The sequence below is a fragment of the Halalkalibacter sp. APA_J-10(15) genome (assembly GCF_023017105.1).
Lineage (GTDB): Bacteria > Bacillota > Bacilli > Bacillales > Bacillaceae_D > Halalkalibacter.
Window position 1 is genome coordinate 127,202 of record NZ_JALKEV010000013.1, and the last position, 16,207, is coordinate 143,408.

Consider the following 16,207-nt stretch of genomic DNA (forward strand, 5'->3'; position numbering starts at 1 on the left):
GTTTTATACAAAACCGTTTTTAATAGTAGATGAGATATAATTATGACTTATATCCATGTATTTTTTTATATTCAGTTGGTGTATAATCCGTATACTTTTTAAATACATGACTAAAATATTGTGGGTAATGGTCAAATCCAATTTCTTTCGCAATATCAACCATCTTCATTTCTTCTGTCTCCAAAATTAACTGTTGAGCCTTCTCCATTCTTATACGTAATAAATATTGCGAGAACTTTTCTCCTGTTTCCTTTTTAAAAACTTTACCTAAATAATCAGCATTCATATATAAGATTTCATTCGCTAACCAAGACAAGGATAGCATTTCTTTATCAATATATTGATTAACATAAAATTTAATTTCCTTCACAATTTTGCTTTGTTTACTTAATGATTGGTTCCCTTGACTTTTTAACACTTTTTCGACCACTTTTAGAATAAGACATTTAATTTCTTCAAGACTATTCATCTTTTCAATAACACCAAACCCATCTAATCCTAAATTGCTTTCATTTAAAATAGACGTATACAATTTAAACGAGTAGGCCTTAGCAATATCAATGGAATACTGAGCTTCACTAATTTCTGTAAAAAAACGAGCTATATCTTCATATGCACTGCACTCATTGCCACTTTTTAATGAACCTATTATTTTTGTTATGAATAGATCGATATCCTCCTCTTTGTCTGTAAAGTGTACACTTTCTGCATGAATGAGTGATCCTTCTCCGTTATAAAACCGTTGGCCCAACGAACATTCAGCAATTTTGTAACATTGACTCATTTTTATTAATTTCTCGGTATTTGTATAAGAAATCGTTACATTTATATCGCTTTCGTTCGTTAAGATACGTTGAATTTTTTTTAAATGTATAATTAAATCACTTGATTTCATGGTAGGTACTAGAAATGCTAATCGTGAATTCAACACATAGCTGAAATTTTCTCTATGGGTATCACGAAATTCTTTATCGACAATTTTTTCTACTAAATGAATGGAACCAAACGAATCTTCTTCATGAATAAAAAATAATAATAACCGTCCCTTAGCCAAATCTAGTTGAAGAGAAAACATTTTCTCATAATATTGCTTTTCATTTAGAGAAAATGACTTATTCATAATTAATTCTTTAAGAAATTGTTGTTTGATTTTGGGTAAGGCGTTTTTAAACTCTGTCTTATACATTATTGTTTCAATTTCATTTTTCTTATTTTCTTCTATATCTTTTACGGCACTTATTAACACTTTATGAATTTGTTCCTCATTACATGGTTTTAACAAATAATGTTTAACCCCTTGTTCCATCGCACGTTTAGCAAAGTCAAATTCACTATACCCTGATAAAATAATAAATACAATGTTCGGATGTGCTCCCTTCACCTTTTCCAAAAGCTGTAATCCATCGAGACCTGGCATTTTTATATCACATATAATAATATCAGGTTTATTCATTTCAACTAGATTCCAAGCCTCAAGTCCATTTTGTGATTTTCCGATTAATTTTGTTTGATATTGATCCCATTTTACAATATTCGCCATTCCATTAAGGGTTATCAGTTCATCATCAACGAGTAATACTTTATGCATGTTCATCACCACTCTTATATGGAATATACACAGTAACTCTCGTACCATTCAATGGATCACTTTGGATACAAAGACCATATGGCTCTCCAAAGTATGACTTGATTCGTTTTCTAATATTCATTAGTCCAATACCTGTACCTTTTGACTTCACCTCAGCATTACGCACTTTCTCTAGAAGCTCTTTAGTCATTCCAGGACCATTATCGATAACTGAAATAATGATACACTCTAGTTTCCTTTTACAAACAACACTTATATGACACTCATCTATCATTGTCTCCACACCATAGTGAACTGCATTTTCCACTATTGGTTGAAGAATAAGCTTTGGAATTAAGTATTTTTGAATGTCTTCATCAATTTCCATAGTAAAGTTTAACCTTGATCCAAATCTGATTTTTTGAATAGCAATATAATTGTCAATGATGTCTAATTCCTTTTGTATTGGAATGATCATTCCATCATTATTGATTGAATTACGTAAAAGTACACCTAACGCCTCCACCATTACAGAAATTTCCTTTTGATCCGCTGATTTTGCTAACCAATTTATGGACTGCAACGAATTATATAAAAAGTGTGGGTTAATTTGTGATTGCAATGCTTTGTATTCTGTCTCTTTTATGATCAGCTGACTATCATAGTTTTCTTTGATTAATTGATCTGTATTCTCAACCATTTTTTGAAAATGGTAATGAAGCTGACCGATCTCATCTTGTTTATGGCTGTCAACATCATTCAATTTACTAGATGAAAAAACCCCCTTCTGTACTTCTTTAATTTTGGTCATTAACCTTTCAATTGGCTCTGTAATCGTTTTCGAAAAATAATAACCAATCGATAAAACTATCACAAATAATCCTAAATAGACAATGATGATCATCTTTTTAATAAGGTTAGTACTCTGAAATTCATCCTGATATGGGATGATATTATAGTACGTCCAGTCTGTATTTTGCGATTTCATGTGAGTAATAAAATGTTTCTGTCCGTCAATTGGAACAATATCATAGCCTGGGTTTCTAAAATGGTCGTTAGATAAATGAGTGAAGTTCATTTGATTGCCTGTTGGATAAATGAGGTTTTCATCTTTTAAAATATAGAGATGATCATCTTTGTAACTATCAAGTGTGATATTTTCAACTAATGCATTAATATCAATGTAAATAAATAATTGACCGAGACTAGATAGTGTCAGATTAGATGTTTGGCGAATTTCACGACCTGATATCAACATAGAATGACGCCCATTCGGATAAATCCATACATTAGACCCATTTTGGTTCGAAATTTCATTTACATTATTCAAAGAATCGTATCTTTGAATTCGATGAGTGCCTATAGCATATGAATAACTTTGATTATCAATGATTTCAATAGCTGAAATATACTTAAATGAGTCGATCATCTCCAGCATCGAATCAATAATTGCTGACGTTCTGCGATAGTTATCATATTCGTTATAAATCGATGGCACATTCAAATAAGTTTGTATTGCTGAATTCGTTGCTATTTCTAACGATAAATCTTCAATTTCTTTTAATTCTTTTTCAAGTGAAGAGGATGTCATATTTAATAGCATTTCAGATTGGCTATAAATTCGATTATCATACACATTTAATGCCGTCATTGTAGAAATAAGATTAAACGAAGTAATCAGTAACATAATCGTAGTGATTAAGAAAATCAATTTATGTTTTATTTTCAAGTTAGCAAAACTTTGTTTGATCTCCTTTAAATTCATAGCCTACTCACATCCTCTTCGCACCCGATGAACCCGTTTACATAAATCAATTACTGGTTTAAATTTTGCAACAACATAACGTTTTAACCACCTTTGAATAAGTAGATATCGAAAAGGGTAGCCCGCGATGATGCTTACAACATGTAAACACCATCCATATAAGACCAAATTTTTTCCCTATTCATCAATCATTATTGTTGATTCGATTTAATATTCTTTCCCCTTCTTCTTTGAAAAGCTGAACTCCTTCTTCCGCAGTAATCGCTTGATAAAGAATTCTTTCTTCTACATCAAGCAGCAAGTCATTAACCTCAGGAATTCCCACTGGATAAAGATCAGAAGGACTACTATTTTCTTGAACAAGTTCTAAATAATCCACTGTTTTTTGTAATGATGAGCTAAATTCTGGCTCCAATTCCTCTAAAATGACCGAATTAGGAGATACCCCTCTTTCCATCATTAATACTTGATTGACTTCTAAATCATTGATAAAATAATTAATGAATTTCGCAGCTTCCTCTTGATTTTCTGATGTTTCAGCTATTCCAAACATCATTGAACGTTTCTCATACATACCTTGTTCTGGATTAGGACCTGGGTAAAATAGTAATTCTAAGTCTCTATTTGCTGCACTCTCTAATACCCCTAAATTAGCAGACCATTTCCATGCCATTGCTGCCTTTTCGTGTACTAGTAATAAATCTTCAAGAGCACTATGTTGAATATTGACTTCTGGCGGAGACATTGCACCAGCTTCTTGTAAGCGAAGTTTCATTTCAAAGAAATCGACAAACAATTCATCATCAAATGCAAATTCCGTTGTATCCTCATTAAACATTGTTTGTCCATGTTGACGTAAATAATATGGGAAAACATTCACTGATTCAATTTCTCCCGTACCATAAATCCCTAATTCATCACTAATTGTAGTCAATATGTCTTCAAATTCATCCCATGTATATCCAATTTCAGGTACATCAACACCAGCCGCTTCAAATAAGGCAGGATCAATAATGATTCCAAGTGCATTTCCACCTAAGCCCATTACTCGAGCTTCCTCAGGACCATTTAAGTATGCCGACTCAGCAACATCTTTTACATCAATTGTTCCATCTTCAATAAATGGCATAATATCTGCTATTAAATCTCTTTCAACATATTGAATCAAATATCCTCCCTCATCTAATTGAATAATATCAGGAAGATTATTCCCTGCCGCTTGAGTTGACAGCCTTTCCCAATAGCCATCCCAACCAATAAACTCTGGTTCGATTGTAACATGTGGATTTTCTTCTTCATACATAGAGATAACTTCTAACGTGGAATCATGACGATCTTGAGAACCCCACCATGAAATCCGTAATGTAACATCCTCATCTCCCTCTCCAGTATTTACATCCTCTTCAACATTTTCGTTGTCGTCAACTTCTACTTCACTGACATCATCTTGTGAAGTTTCTTCTCCACAAGCAACCAATATAATGGCTAGAAATAGCGAACAGCAGACTGTCATCATTAACTTCTTCAAGTTAATACCCCCTTCATTTTGTAAGTGCTTACATTTTTAATTTTATTAATTTTCCGATTATTTTTTAATATAAAATTCAGTGTTTAACCTTAAATAAAATAGTTATTTTTGTATGAAATTGATCTAAAAATGAATATGATATTACGGTTTGTCCCTCACTTCCCATCTTACCACTTCTTGTAGAAATGCACCTAATGATCTTTATATTAGTGCCTCTATTATCGTATGCTCCATGCAGCATACAAACGGCACCTTAGGGTGTGTGTAGCCTAACATGCGAAAAAATACATACATGGCTAAAAACGGCTGATTTATATGATGTTAAAGATAAGAAAGATAAGTCTTTCTCACTTGGCATGAGGCAAAGGCTTTCGATGTGGCAAGCATTCATAGAAAATCCCGATATGTTACTAATGGGATTGATGATGACAATTTAGAAATTGTTTATGAAATTTCGGCTGGCTGATTATCAATGATTTTAAGTCAAAAAGTCTAACCCTCCTTATGAAATTAATAGGATCATTGTACTGTGTAACAAACGACATTGATTTGTTCGTTTTTTTTCTTCTACTTTAATTTACAGACTTCAAATACTTTTTAAAATGTGATAATCTAATAAATTTAAACAGATATATCTAATGAAAGATCTCTTGTTTTCTTTTAAGTAAAATGCATTTGATGGTATTATGAAATGGCTCGAAAAAAATTGAATAGTTACCATCTTTATTCTTAAGAGATAATCCCAAGTAGCAATGAAGTTTATTTATAAGATTTTTCCCGAATAATTGGAGGTTTTGTTTTGAATGCAATAAAAAAATTGAAAAAAGTAACGACCAAACATTTCTTGCTATTTATCGTATTATCCGTATCCTTTGTTGCTTCCATCATCTTTGTTAACAACAATGATTTTCTATATGACCAACCAATTGCCGAGGTGATCGAAACAGAAGTAAAAGATACAACTGAAACGATTGATAGATTTGGAAATGAAGATCGTATACACACACAGGAAATAAACGCAATATTAAAAAATGGTGAAGACAAAGGAAAGCTAATCACTCTAACTAATGAATATTCCTTATCTAAAGCTTTTGATCACGAATATAAAATAGGGCAAAACGTTTTTGTATCGATTACTACAATGGAAGAAGAAAACACCGCATTAACAGGGATGATAAAAGATGTTAAACGTGATACATATTTAGTAGTGGTTGCCTGGATTTTCATCTTCACTTTAATCATTATTGGAAAAAAACAAGGACTCTTTTCTATTTTAAGTTTGGCCGTAAATGCGATCTTGTTATCTTTCGCCTTAGATGTATACATAAATCATTCAGATATAAGTCTTATCCTTATATGCGGTTTCAGTATTATTTTATTTACTGTTATTTCTCTCTTACTCGTTAACGGGTTTAATGAAAAAACATTCTCAGCGATTGTTGCTACCCTTTTTGCTACTTTCATCTCGCTGTTCATTACGTATGTTGTTATTCAATTAACGGCAGAAAACGGACTTAGGTATGAGGGGATGCAGTTTATAACTCGCCCTTATCAAATGGTGTTTATGGCAGGATTATTCCTCGGTTCTCTTGGAGCAGTTATGGACGTAGCGATAACAATGTCCTCTTCTATATTCGGGATATATGAAAAAAATAAAAACATTTCAGCAAAAGTACTAAAAGCTTCAGGAATGGAAATTGGAAAAGACATTATGGGAACGATGACAAATATTTTATTTTTTGTCTATATAAGTGGTTCCATTCCAATGCTTATTTTGTATTTTAAAAATCATTCTCCACTAGGGTTTACCCTTTCCATGAACCTTTCCTTAGAATTGGCTCGCGCTTTAGCTGGTGGTATTGGTATCGTATTAACCATCCCTATAGCTATTTATACGACCATATTTTTCATTCAGAGAAAGAGGGCAAGAGCATGAATACTTTGTTTGTACTATCAGCGATTCTCTTTCTATTAATGGCCATCATTGGTGGTGGAAAAGGGGTAAGATCTTTTTTAGCTATATTCTTCAATTTTGGCGTCCTTATCGTGTTTATCATTATTATGAATGACCCAAATGTGAATCTCATTATCTTAACAATAGTTGCATGTACAGTAATAAGTTGTATAAATCTATTTTATATTAATGGATGGAACACTAAAACCAAAACAGCTTTCATTTCAAGTGTTTTCACTACCGTTCTATTACTGTTTTTCATTATCATTGTAACAAATAAAGCCATGATCCAAGGGTTTGGAGGAGAAGAGATTGAAGAACTAAGTATGTTTTCCCTTTATATTGGAATCGATTTTGTTAAAGTTGGAGCTGCTGTTATTATTATGAGCACAATTGGAGCAATCATTGATACAGCGATCTCTATTTCCTCTCCGATGCGTGAGATCCATTACCATCATCCATCCATTAGTCGAACAGACTTATTCTCATCCGGATTAAGTATTGGGAGAGATATTCTCGGAACAAGCACGAATACGTTATTTTTTGCCTTCTTTGGAGGCTACTTGGCATTGCTTATTTGGTTTAAAGATTTATCTTATTCACTAGGCGAGATTGTCAATTCTAAAATATTTAGTGCTGAGATGATCACCATTCTTTGTGCTGGTATTGGCGTAACACTAGTTATTCCAATTACCTCTTGGATTACTGCCTTTTTCTTAGTGAAAACTAACAAGAATAACGAAACGATCGATGAACGTTTGTGAATTGGCTAAGAAAGAATTATATAAGAAAAACGCAACAGGAGGGCACTGAAAAAGTTAAGTGGTACTTTTCAGTGCCTTCCTCAACAGAATCTTTTCATATATAAATGATGATTATGTAAAGAACCCTAAAGCTAGTTGTAAATAGGTGGCATTTGTTGGTGTTCATTTTTAAGGGAAACGTGAAGTTCGCGGTCATCATTAATTGAAGCGAAGAAGACGCGATTTACTTGTGCAATCTGTCTTTTTTGTAATTCAGCAACTAACCATTGACGATTTAAGCCTAAATAGTTTAGTATATCTTCGTAAATTTTTCCTTCTACGATTAATGGATAAGACAAACTTTTACTTTTCTTTTTTACATTTATATCCTCAATCGTTACTTCCAATTTATTTTCTTTTTTTAACACACTTATTTTTCCATCTGATTCGATAATTGCAATCTTAACATCACTTATATCAAAAATATTTTTTTGTCGTAACATTCGCAACACGTTATCGATCGTATACCTAATCCTTTTTAAGTTTCCCACTAAGATTTTGCCATCTTGAATGACTAGCGTAGGTTCGAACGTTATTTTTCCCCCTATTTTTCGATGCGTAATTGATAAATAAGCAGTTAATCTTTGAAGCAGTGGAATGAATATAATAGCTAAATAAGTATAAACATGATCTACTTTTGGATCAGCAATGTCAGCTCCTACAACATTGGCTAAGGTCATAATAATGAGAAAATCGAAAATAGGCATTTCTCCAATGGAACGTTTGCCCATATAATGTGTTATTAATAAAAATAGCGGGAAGATCGTTATAATTCTCGCTAATATAATAGCTGATTCTTTTAAAACCTCCATATGGTTTTCACCTATTCCTTTTGGGAGTATATATGAGTTTCATGATAGTTATCTTCACGATGTGGAGAAATATTACTTTCATTACATCAGTCGATGAATACATTAAACAAATTACAACCTAAAAAAAGGCGAATTATTGTACGCTCAAGAAACGACTTTTTTTATTTGGCATGTTATGCTGAAGGTTCCTTTAATTAAATAAGCGCAACACTACGATAATACGCGATTTACATACTCTCCAATTTGTTCTTCACTAGCACCCATTCCTTTTCTTTTGTTCAACATCTTTAATCGTTTTTCCATTAGCAATTTTATAAAGACGACTCTTCGGTTCATATATCATTTGAGAAGGCCACAGTCCATGGTGACCTGAAAATAAATAACTCGTTAAGCACGCAACGAAAAAAAATTCAATTCCTTGTCCATCAAACATCTCAATCCCCAAAAGGAAAGCGGCTATCGGTGTATTGGTCCCCCTACAAAACGTTGCAATCATCCCTAAGGCAGCCAGGAAAGACATAGGGAAGTCAATTAAATGATATAAAGTATTACCTAACGTTGCCCCAATAAAAAATAACGGTATTGCTTCCCCGCCTACAAAACCAGTCCCTAGAGTTACCGCGGTAAAGACGAGCTTAGTCAGAAAGGCATAGGGAGGAACATCTTGTTTAAATGACTCTTCTAGCATATCTAAACTACGCCCATTGTAATCATAGGAACCGACAATAAATGTTAAAGCAACAATAATCATTCCTCCAATGAAGGCTCGTAATGCATGGTTTTTCTTGGTATATATTTCTGAAACTTTTTGTATTCCGTGTCTTAATTGGCTATATAACACACTTACCAGACTAAAAAGAATGGCTAATAAAATGACTTTTGCAAATGACATAAGTGATAATTCTGGAACAGATTGGATAATAAATGTTTCATGTTGGGTACCCCAAACTTTCTCGGCCGTATAGTGTCCTACAAAGCTTGATACTAGACAAGGAACAAGTGCTTCGTATTTCATCTTTCCTAAAGTGACCATTTCCATTCCAAAAATAGCACCCGTAATTGGTGTACCAAAAGCTGTGCCGAACCCAGCGCTAATTCCACTCATCAATAAAATCTTGGTATCCATAACGTTTACTTTAAAGAACCTGTTTACAGCTTCGGCTACACTTCCTCCCATTTGAATGGCCGCACCTTCTCTGCCTGTCGATCCGCCAAATAAAACTGTCATAAATGTTCCTAAATAGACTATAGGTCCCAACCTCCGTAGTATCTTAGTCTTACCATGAACCCCCTCAATTACAAGATTATTCCCTTTGTATAATTCAGTTCCAGCGCTCGTTCCTAAATTCATATATATGTAACCTAGAACCAACCCTGCTATAGGTAGACAAAGAATTAACCAAGAATTGTCTTTCCGTGTCTCTCCAAGAAAATCATTGGTATGTAAGAGCAAGGCTGTTGTAGAGCCAATAATCAAACCAATAATTACTCCAAAAAATATCCATTTGAAAAGAGTTAAAAAAAGGTTTTTATACATTTAAGTCACTTCTACTTTCTCATTTCAGATGATTTTGAGGGTGTTGTCATGCTCCTTATGTAATACTTCTGTAAAAAGGTTCTATTTCGATTCCCTAGCGGCTTAATAATTAATGAACCAACGGCAATCCTCATGACCGTCTTGACAACAGGCTACTGTGAAATGGCTTTCTACCAGCCGTAAAATAAGAACCCCACCAAAAACAATAACAATAGCTTTCCATATAAAATGTAAATCCAAGTTATGCTCTCCCTCCAAAGCATTCTACTTCTTTAATATCTTTAACCGAAATCACTTATATATGTAGGAATGAACACGCGAACTATAAAATTTTAAAGGTATGAAAATAATCAGTTAGTAGGTAAAAATGCATCTGAATACTACAGGGGGGTTAGGTTCGTTTATTTATTGACCAAAAGGATTTTAAGAAGGTAATTAATTAGGTTGCAGAAGTTAGATAAGTCGAAGAGCGATTTAGAACAAAAGAAAAGAAAAAAGAACTTTGCCTCTATTATGGGACGATTCACCGAAAAAAACTAATAACATGGTTAATTTTGAACACAAAGTATTTATATCAATTTAGCACTTCCCTACAATTTTGTGGGGATTTATTTCTCAAGCTCAAGAAGTGAATTAATACTTTCATTCAAAAAGCTATCCTTTTATTTTGGGTAGCTAATGACAAATTATTTATTTCCTCCTTCAACTAAAGAAGCGTTATTTGAATAAACGAATTGCAATCGCGGTCCTAATTTGGACTCCTTTTGAAGACCTATTCACCCTTTTTATTAACTTTAATCAATTCTTTCACAGAGCTTTTAAAAATAAAGACCTTTACTGCACAGTATGTGTCAACTAAGAAAGACGATCACCCGAAAGTTGATCGTCCTATATGTTTTATCTATTGCTAATAATGTGATACTGCGTATTCATTCCTTATTTCGATGTTTACCCCCTGTTCATTGCAATATCGCCCGTACGAGTCATCTCCAATATTCCATACGGTCGGAGCAGTTGAAGAAATGCATCGTTTTTTTCTGGATCTCCGATGATTTGTACAATCATCGTACCTGGACTCACATCTATAACAGAGCAGCGAAAGGTTTCTGTCAGGCTTTGAATCTCCGAACGTTTGGAAGGTTCCATTTTAAGTTTTACTAGCATTAGTTCACGGCTCACTAAAGGTCTATCTTGCAACTGGACGACATGTAAGACGTCGATTAACTTGGTTAATTGTTTGCACATCTGTTGAAGTTGGGCATCGTTCCCTCTAGCAACAACAATCATGCGTGAGAGACCTTCCTGTTCGCATGGCCCAACGGTAATGCTTTCGATGTTATAGCTTCTCCTTGAAAATAAGCCCGCCACTCTCTGAAGTACACCTGACGTATCATTTACCGTAACCGAAATTAGTCTTCTATTCGTCATCTGTTCCACCTCCAATATCCGGACCTAGGATTATATCTTTTAATCCTTTACCTTGCGGGACCATCGGATATACAAGCTCATTTTTGGAGACGACAAAGTCGATTAGTACAGGCCCCGGAGTTGACAATGCCTCCTGCCACACCCTTTCAGCTTCAACTGGTGTTTCTGCCCTAAGACCTTTGACTCCGTAAGATTCGGCAAGTTTGACAAAATCTGGACTGTCAGCCAAATCGATATGGCTATAGCGCCCCTCATAAATTAGTTCCTGCCATTGCCGAATCATGCCAAGGGTACGATTGTTGAGAACGACGATTTTCACGGGAATATTGTGTATCGCACAAATCGCCAATTCTTGGGAGCACATCTGCATTCCCCCGTCCCCATTCACAGATATGACAGTGGTACCCGGATTGCCAACCTGCGCCCCAATTGCTGAAGGAAAACCGAAGCCCATGGTCCCCAATCCCCCTGAGGTAATCAGAGAACGCGGCTTTCGAAACTGGTAATATTGTGCCGTCCACATCTGATGCTGTCCTACATCAGTTGTAACGATCGCCTCCCCGCCAGTTGTTCGTGAAATTAATTCAATCACGTATTGGGGCTTTAGCTCCTTATCGGACGACTTGTACTGGAGCCTATAATCTGATTTCAACTTTCGTAGCTTATCGATCCATTCTTTCTTCTCTTTATAATCGGTTGGAATACCTCGATTCAATTTTTCCAATATTCCCCTTGCATCCCCTACAATTGGGATGGAGGCTGACACCAATTTGCCAATTTCAGCTGCGTCTATGTCAATATGAGCAATTTTTGCATGGGGTGCAAAACTGTCCAACTCCATCGTGACACGATCATCAAAACGGGCCCCAACAGCAATCAGGAGGTCGCATTGTAACAGTGCCTGATTTGCGGCGTAAGTACCGTGCATGCCAGGCATACCTAACCATAGCTCATGATCTGCCGATATCGCTCCCAAGCCAAGTAGAGTCGTCGTCACCGGTGTTCCCGTGCGATTGACGAAATCTAGTAGTGCCTCACTCCCGCCGGCTAGAATGACACCTCTTCCCGCTAGAAGTAACGGCCTCTTGCTCTCCTTTAATGCGGACAATAGCCTCTCAACCGCTTCTTTATCGCTTGTTTGTGACTCAATCTCCTCCGTATAGCCTGGAATCCAAACTTGTTCAGACACAACGAATTCTGTCTCGGCTGCGCTAATGTCCTTTGGAATATCAATTAGAACTGGACCTTTTCGTCCTGTTCCAGCAATATGGAAAGCCTCTTTGACAATTCGGGCTAGATCGGACACTTCACGAACTAAATAGCTGTGCTTCGTAATCGGTTGGGTGATGCTGACAATATCGACTTCCTGGAATGAATCAGTTCCGATCAGGTTGGATGCCACATTGCCGGTTATTGCGACAAGAGGTACCGAGTCCATATAGGCTGTTGCAAGACCGGTTACCAAATTGGCAGCACCCGGTCCGGACGTTGCCATTACGACTCCCGTCTTGCCTGTAGAGCGAGCATACCCGTCCGCCGCGTGTATTGCCCCCTGCTCGTGGCGTGTAAGCAAATGACGGAATTCTGGGTTGTCATGCATCGCATCATAAATGTACAAAACCGCACCCCCGGGATATCCGAACACACATTCAACTCCTTCCGCAAGTAAAGTACGTAGTAGAATCTCAGATCCTGAGAGAATTTCTCCTTTTTGTGTTAGAGGAGTGGACCTCTGTTCTGATTTAAAACTCATTAGTGATAACCTCCTTGTCATAATGTTTTTTTACAGTACTACAGAATGAACGATTTGAGGCTACCCTTTCGATTACGTTTATGGTATACTTTTGGATAAAAATTTGGCAAAGGGAGGGATTACCATGGGACAAACAATCGGTCAGAAATTAAGCAAACTCATGCTAGATCATTTCGTTGGAAGGTCATTTGAAACAGGACTTTTTCAGCAGTATATGAACAATCTTTCCGAACGGACGGAACGAATTCTTAACGTGTACGGAACAGCTGGGATAGGCAAAACGTATTTGCTAACCCGTTTTGCCTCGATGGCAGAAGCTATGGGAGCCATTCCTATCCAAGTCAACCTGCAGGAAATAAATGGGGATACCGAAGCATTCGATCAGATCGTTCTGAATGGAATCAAAGTGGTTGAGGATGACAGCGCAACAGCACCAGGTAGTCGAAGCCTCCAACAGATGAGCGATTTGCCTGAGGAAAAGAAGGTCGTCCTCCTAATTGACGGATATGAGGAAGCTGGCTCCTTGGACTACTGGCTGCGCACCTATTACTTCCCACAATTGCCTCCGAACATCCTAATCGTTGTTTCAGGTCGTTATCCGCTTGAAGGGCCTTGGAGATTTTCCTTGTGGAAGAAACTAATCGTAGAATTGCCTCTCTCCTCATTAACCTACGAAGAGATTCGGCAATATCTTCTTCATTGGGGAGTTACAAGCGAGGAAGCAATCGATACAGTTTGGTTGCGAACGCTAGGCCATCCACTTGCCGTTTCCCTGCTTGCTCCTTCCCCCGGTGAGATAAAAGGGGAAGAGGATTTCTTTTCTCTTGCCGAGAAAGAACCGATTGAAGCAATGTTGGAGAAATGGCTTCAGGAAGTGACGGATGATGAGTTACGCCGTCTATTATTTGCCGCTTCTTCCGTACGAACCTTCCAGCAAGAGATGCTTGAGGAGCTAATCGGAAACCCGATCAGCCCCGCCTCGTTTGATCAGTTAATTAAGCTCTCCTTTGTGAACCGTGTGACAGGCGGGTGGCAGCTTCACAAGATTGTTTGGGAAAATATGCGCCAAACCTTCCGCGAGCGCATGCCGGAACAGTTTGAACGGTACGGCCGTATTGGCATTCTCTACTCATTGAAAAAAGTTGAAAATGGCTATGCAGTGAGAAAAGATATTTCGCGGGATCTTGCTGAACTACTACATTTTGCTGGTAGCCCGGTTCTTAAGGCCCATTATCGGCATTCGCGTTCCTCACCGAATTATCGCGAACCGCTGAACGATGAGAACTTGCAGGAACTGGAAGCTTATATTGAAGCACGAAAAAATCAACCCTGTCCATGGAATGTCCTCTGTTCAGACCCGGAATCACAAGCGATTTTCCGATTCTCTTTCACACCGGAACAAAGCCTCCTTCGATTGTCAGCGGTGAACTGGCCAGATGTTCTAAAAATTCCAGACTGTAATCGGTCCATTCAATTGTTGCGGAACGTCGAGGGACGCGTAATCGGAGCATTTACAGTTTTGGCCATAAACGCAGAGACTTGGGAATACCTCGCCTCTGCCCCAATCTCTCGGTCATTGTTTAAGTCAATGACACCGGATCGACGACAGCAATTGTCTGTTGCTGCAGATCAGGGAAAGGCTTGGTTTTTGTTAAGCGCTGACGTAGAGGATCTAGAAAACGAACAATTGCGCTCGGATATCGTCACCCATCTATTCGAATACATTTTAGCGGGCAATCTGATCGTCTCTTCCCCTCCTCCACTGGATTACTATGAACAAGCAATGTTAGGGCTCGGTTTCGAACAGATACAAGATGCAGAGCATGATGACTACGGGATGTCCAAACCGACTTACACCTACTGGCTGGATACCCGAAACAGTAGACTAAGATCTTATGTGAAGAAAATGGTCGGTGAAGTGGAGGATGAATTAAGGGCTCTACCTCTATCTGAAAAAGTGCATCTAAGCGATCTGACTAAGCGGGAAAAGGACGTGGCTAAGCTACTTACAGCAGGATATACAAATGGTGAGATTGCCTCATCCCTTTACATCAGTGAGGCTGCGGTTAAGAAGCATGTGAATGCAATGCTATCGAAGTTTGGTCTTAAGAATCGCACTCAACTGGCATCAAAGTTGCTTGGTGGGAAAACGGAAAAGTAACTTGCGTGCAAACAGCAAATTCTTAGTATTGGCTCAAGCTATCGATACTTTCTTGACAGCTTGTTTTATATCTTTTTCTTTAAAAACATCGGCATGATTAGATAGAGGGGCATACTAATGAGAGACAGCAATACAAAGAATATTAGCTGAAACTGATTTTCTATTAAAATTTCGTCAATCAGTATTTTATTCAGCCAAGGAATGCCAAAGGATACCCCAGTCTGCACCATAGTTAATATAATTAAAATCAGAAATGAGCCTTTTACTTTTACTTAATATACTTTTTAACTGTATCATTTTATATACTCGTTTCTCTCATAAATGTTTATTTTCAAAATATCCTTTATTATTACCTCAAATAATATAGTTAAATATGGTACTTTAATGTTATAGAGTTTTTATATCAATGAAAACCCATCAAAATACAGTTGATTAACATGGCAAATTCTATGTTTTGACTGCAATAGTTCAAGTACGACAGGGAATATATCCTGTTCATTTTTAAAAATGGTTTGGATGTTTTGAAGCGCGGGTCTTTTCGTGTATATCAGCGCACACTCAAAGGCTTTTGAGAACTTCTGAATTTGTAATAATAACATCTTCTAATTCTGGGATAATCATGTTATGATGCCTGCCACAGCTCCTATCCTTTTTCTTGTTTCAGCAAATTCAAGTATAAGACATTAGGCGTGTGTTTTTGCACAAAATTTTCTCCATACCCCAATATTTATAACAGAACCAAAATAAAGACCCATTTTAACTTTTCCACAAAGTAAGCGTCAAATAGTCCCCACCTATGGCCAAGATGGGGACTATAGTAAAATCTAGTTATCAGTTTTCACATAACAATGCTCTGGTAGAGTTTCGGACCAAGGCAGTAGCTGATCGATTGTTTTTTC

General features: G+C 36.7%; 11 protein-coding genes. 4 read left to right on the forward strand and 7 right to left on the reverse strand.

Going from position 1 to position 16,207, the window contains the following annotated elements:
• Positions 1–40: 40 nt before the first annotated feature.
• The 3 genes from MW695_RS15770 to MW695_RS15780 all read right to left on the reverse strand — a co-directional run bounded on the left by MW695_RS15770 (position 41) and on the right by MW695_RS15780 (position 4,860).
• Positions 41–1,588, reverse strand: coding sequence for a response regulator transcription factor (locus tag MW695_RS15770; protein ID WP_247106290.1), 1,548 nt, complete (start codon positions 1,586–1,588; stop codon positions 41–43).
• Entirely contained in the window at positions 1,581–3,332 is a 1,752-nt protein-coding gene (locus tag MW695_RS15775) for a sensor histidine kinase (protein WP_247106291.1), read from the reverse strand. The genes MW695_RS15770 and MW695_RS15775 overlap by 8 nt, the downstream gene beginning before the upstream one ends.
• A gap of 184 nt (positions 3,333–3,516) precedes the next feature.
• Complete coding sequence (locus tag MW695_RS15780; protein ID WP_247106292.1) at positions 3,517–4,860, reverse strand: ABC transporter substrate-binding protein; 1,344 nt, start codon at positions 4,858–4,860, stop codon at positions 3,517–3,519.
• 260 nt (positions 4,861–5,120) lie between these two features.
• Here MW695_RS15780 and MW695_RS23230 point away from each other — a divergent pair, with 260 nt between their 5' ends.
• From MW695_RS23230 to MW695_RS15790, 3 genes are all read left to right on the forward strand, one after another.
• Positions 5,121–5,297 (forward strand): ATP-binding cassette domain-containing protein, encoded by a 177-nt coding sequence (locus MW695_RS23230; RefSeq protein WP_483299862.1) that lies wholly within the window; start codon positions 5,121–5,123, stop codon positions 5,295–5,297.
• A gap of 362 nt (positions 5,298–5,659) precedes the next feature.
• Complete coding sequence (locus tag MW695_RS15785; protein ID WP_252120782.1) at positions 5,660–6,796, forward strand: YibE/F family protein; 1,137 nt, start codon at positions 5,660–5,662, stop codon at positions 6,794–6,796.
• Positions 6,793–7,578, forward strand: coding sequence for a YibE/F family protein (locus MW695_RS15790; protein ID WP_247106293.1), 786 nt, complete (start codon positions 6,793–6,795; stop codon positions 7,576–7,578). Before MW695_RS15785 ends, MW695_RS15790 begins: the two co-directional genes overlap by 4 nt.
• Before the next feature lie 131 nt (positions 7,579–7,709).
• Here the strand turns inward: MW695_RS15790 and MW695_RS15795 are convergent, their stop codons facing one another.
• The 4 genes from MW695_RS15795 to ilvB all read right to left on the reverse strand — a co-directional run bounded on the left by MW695_RS15795 (position 7,710) and on the right by ilvB (position 13,147).
• On the reverse strand, positions 7,710–8,429 hold the full coding sequence (locus tag MW695_RS15795) for a DUF421 domain-containing protein (protein WP_247106294.1): 720 nt from the start codon (positions 8,427–8,429) through the stop codon (positions 7,710–7,712).
• A gap of 253 nt (positions 8,430–8,682) precedes the next feature.
• The gene (locus MW695_RS15800) at positions 8,683–9,966 is read right to left on the reverse strand and encodes a voltage-gated chloride channel family protein (protein ID WP_247106295.1); all 1,284 of its coding nucleotides are present in this window, start codon (positions 9,964–9,966) and stop codon (positions 8,683–8,685) included.
• 948 nt (positions 9,967–10,914) lie between these two features.
• Complete coding sequence (ilvN, locus tag MW695_RS15805) at positions 10,915–11,394, reverse strand: acetolactate synthase small subunit (RefSeq protein ID WP_247106296.1); 480 nt, start codon at positions 11,392–11,394, stop codon at positions 10,915–10,917.
• Positions 11,384–13,147, reverse strand: a complete 1,764-nt coding sequence (ilvB, locus tag MW695_RS15810) for a biosynthetic-type acetolactate synthase large subunit (protein ID WP_247106297.1) — start codon at positions 13,145–13,147, stop codon at positions 11,384–11,386. Before ilvB ends, ilvN begins: the two co-directional genes overlap by 11 nt.
• 124 nt (positions 13,148–13,271) lie before the next feature.
• On the opposite strand from ilvB, the gene MW695_RS15815 reads away from it, so the two are divergent.
• Entirely contained in the window at positions 13,272–15,308 is a 2,037-nt protein-coding gene (locus MW695_RS15815; RefSeq protein WP_247106298.1) for a LuxR C-terminal-related transcriptional regulator, read from the forward strand.
• The last annotated feature ends 899 nt before the right edge of the window (positions 15,309–16,207 follow it).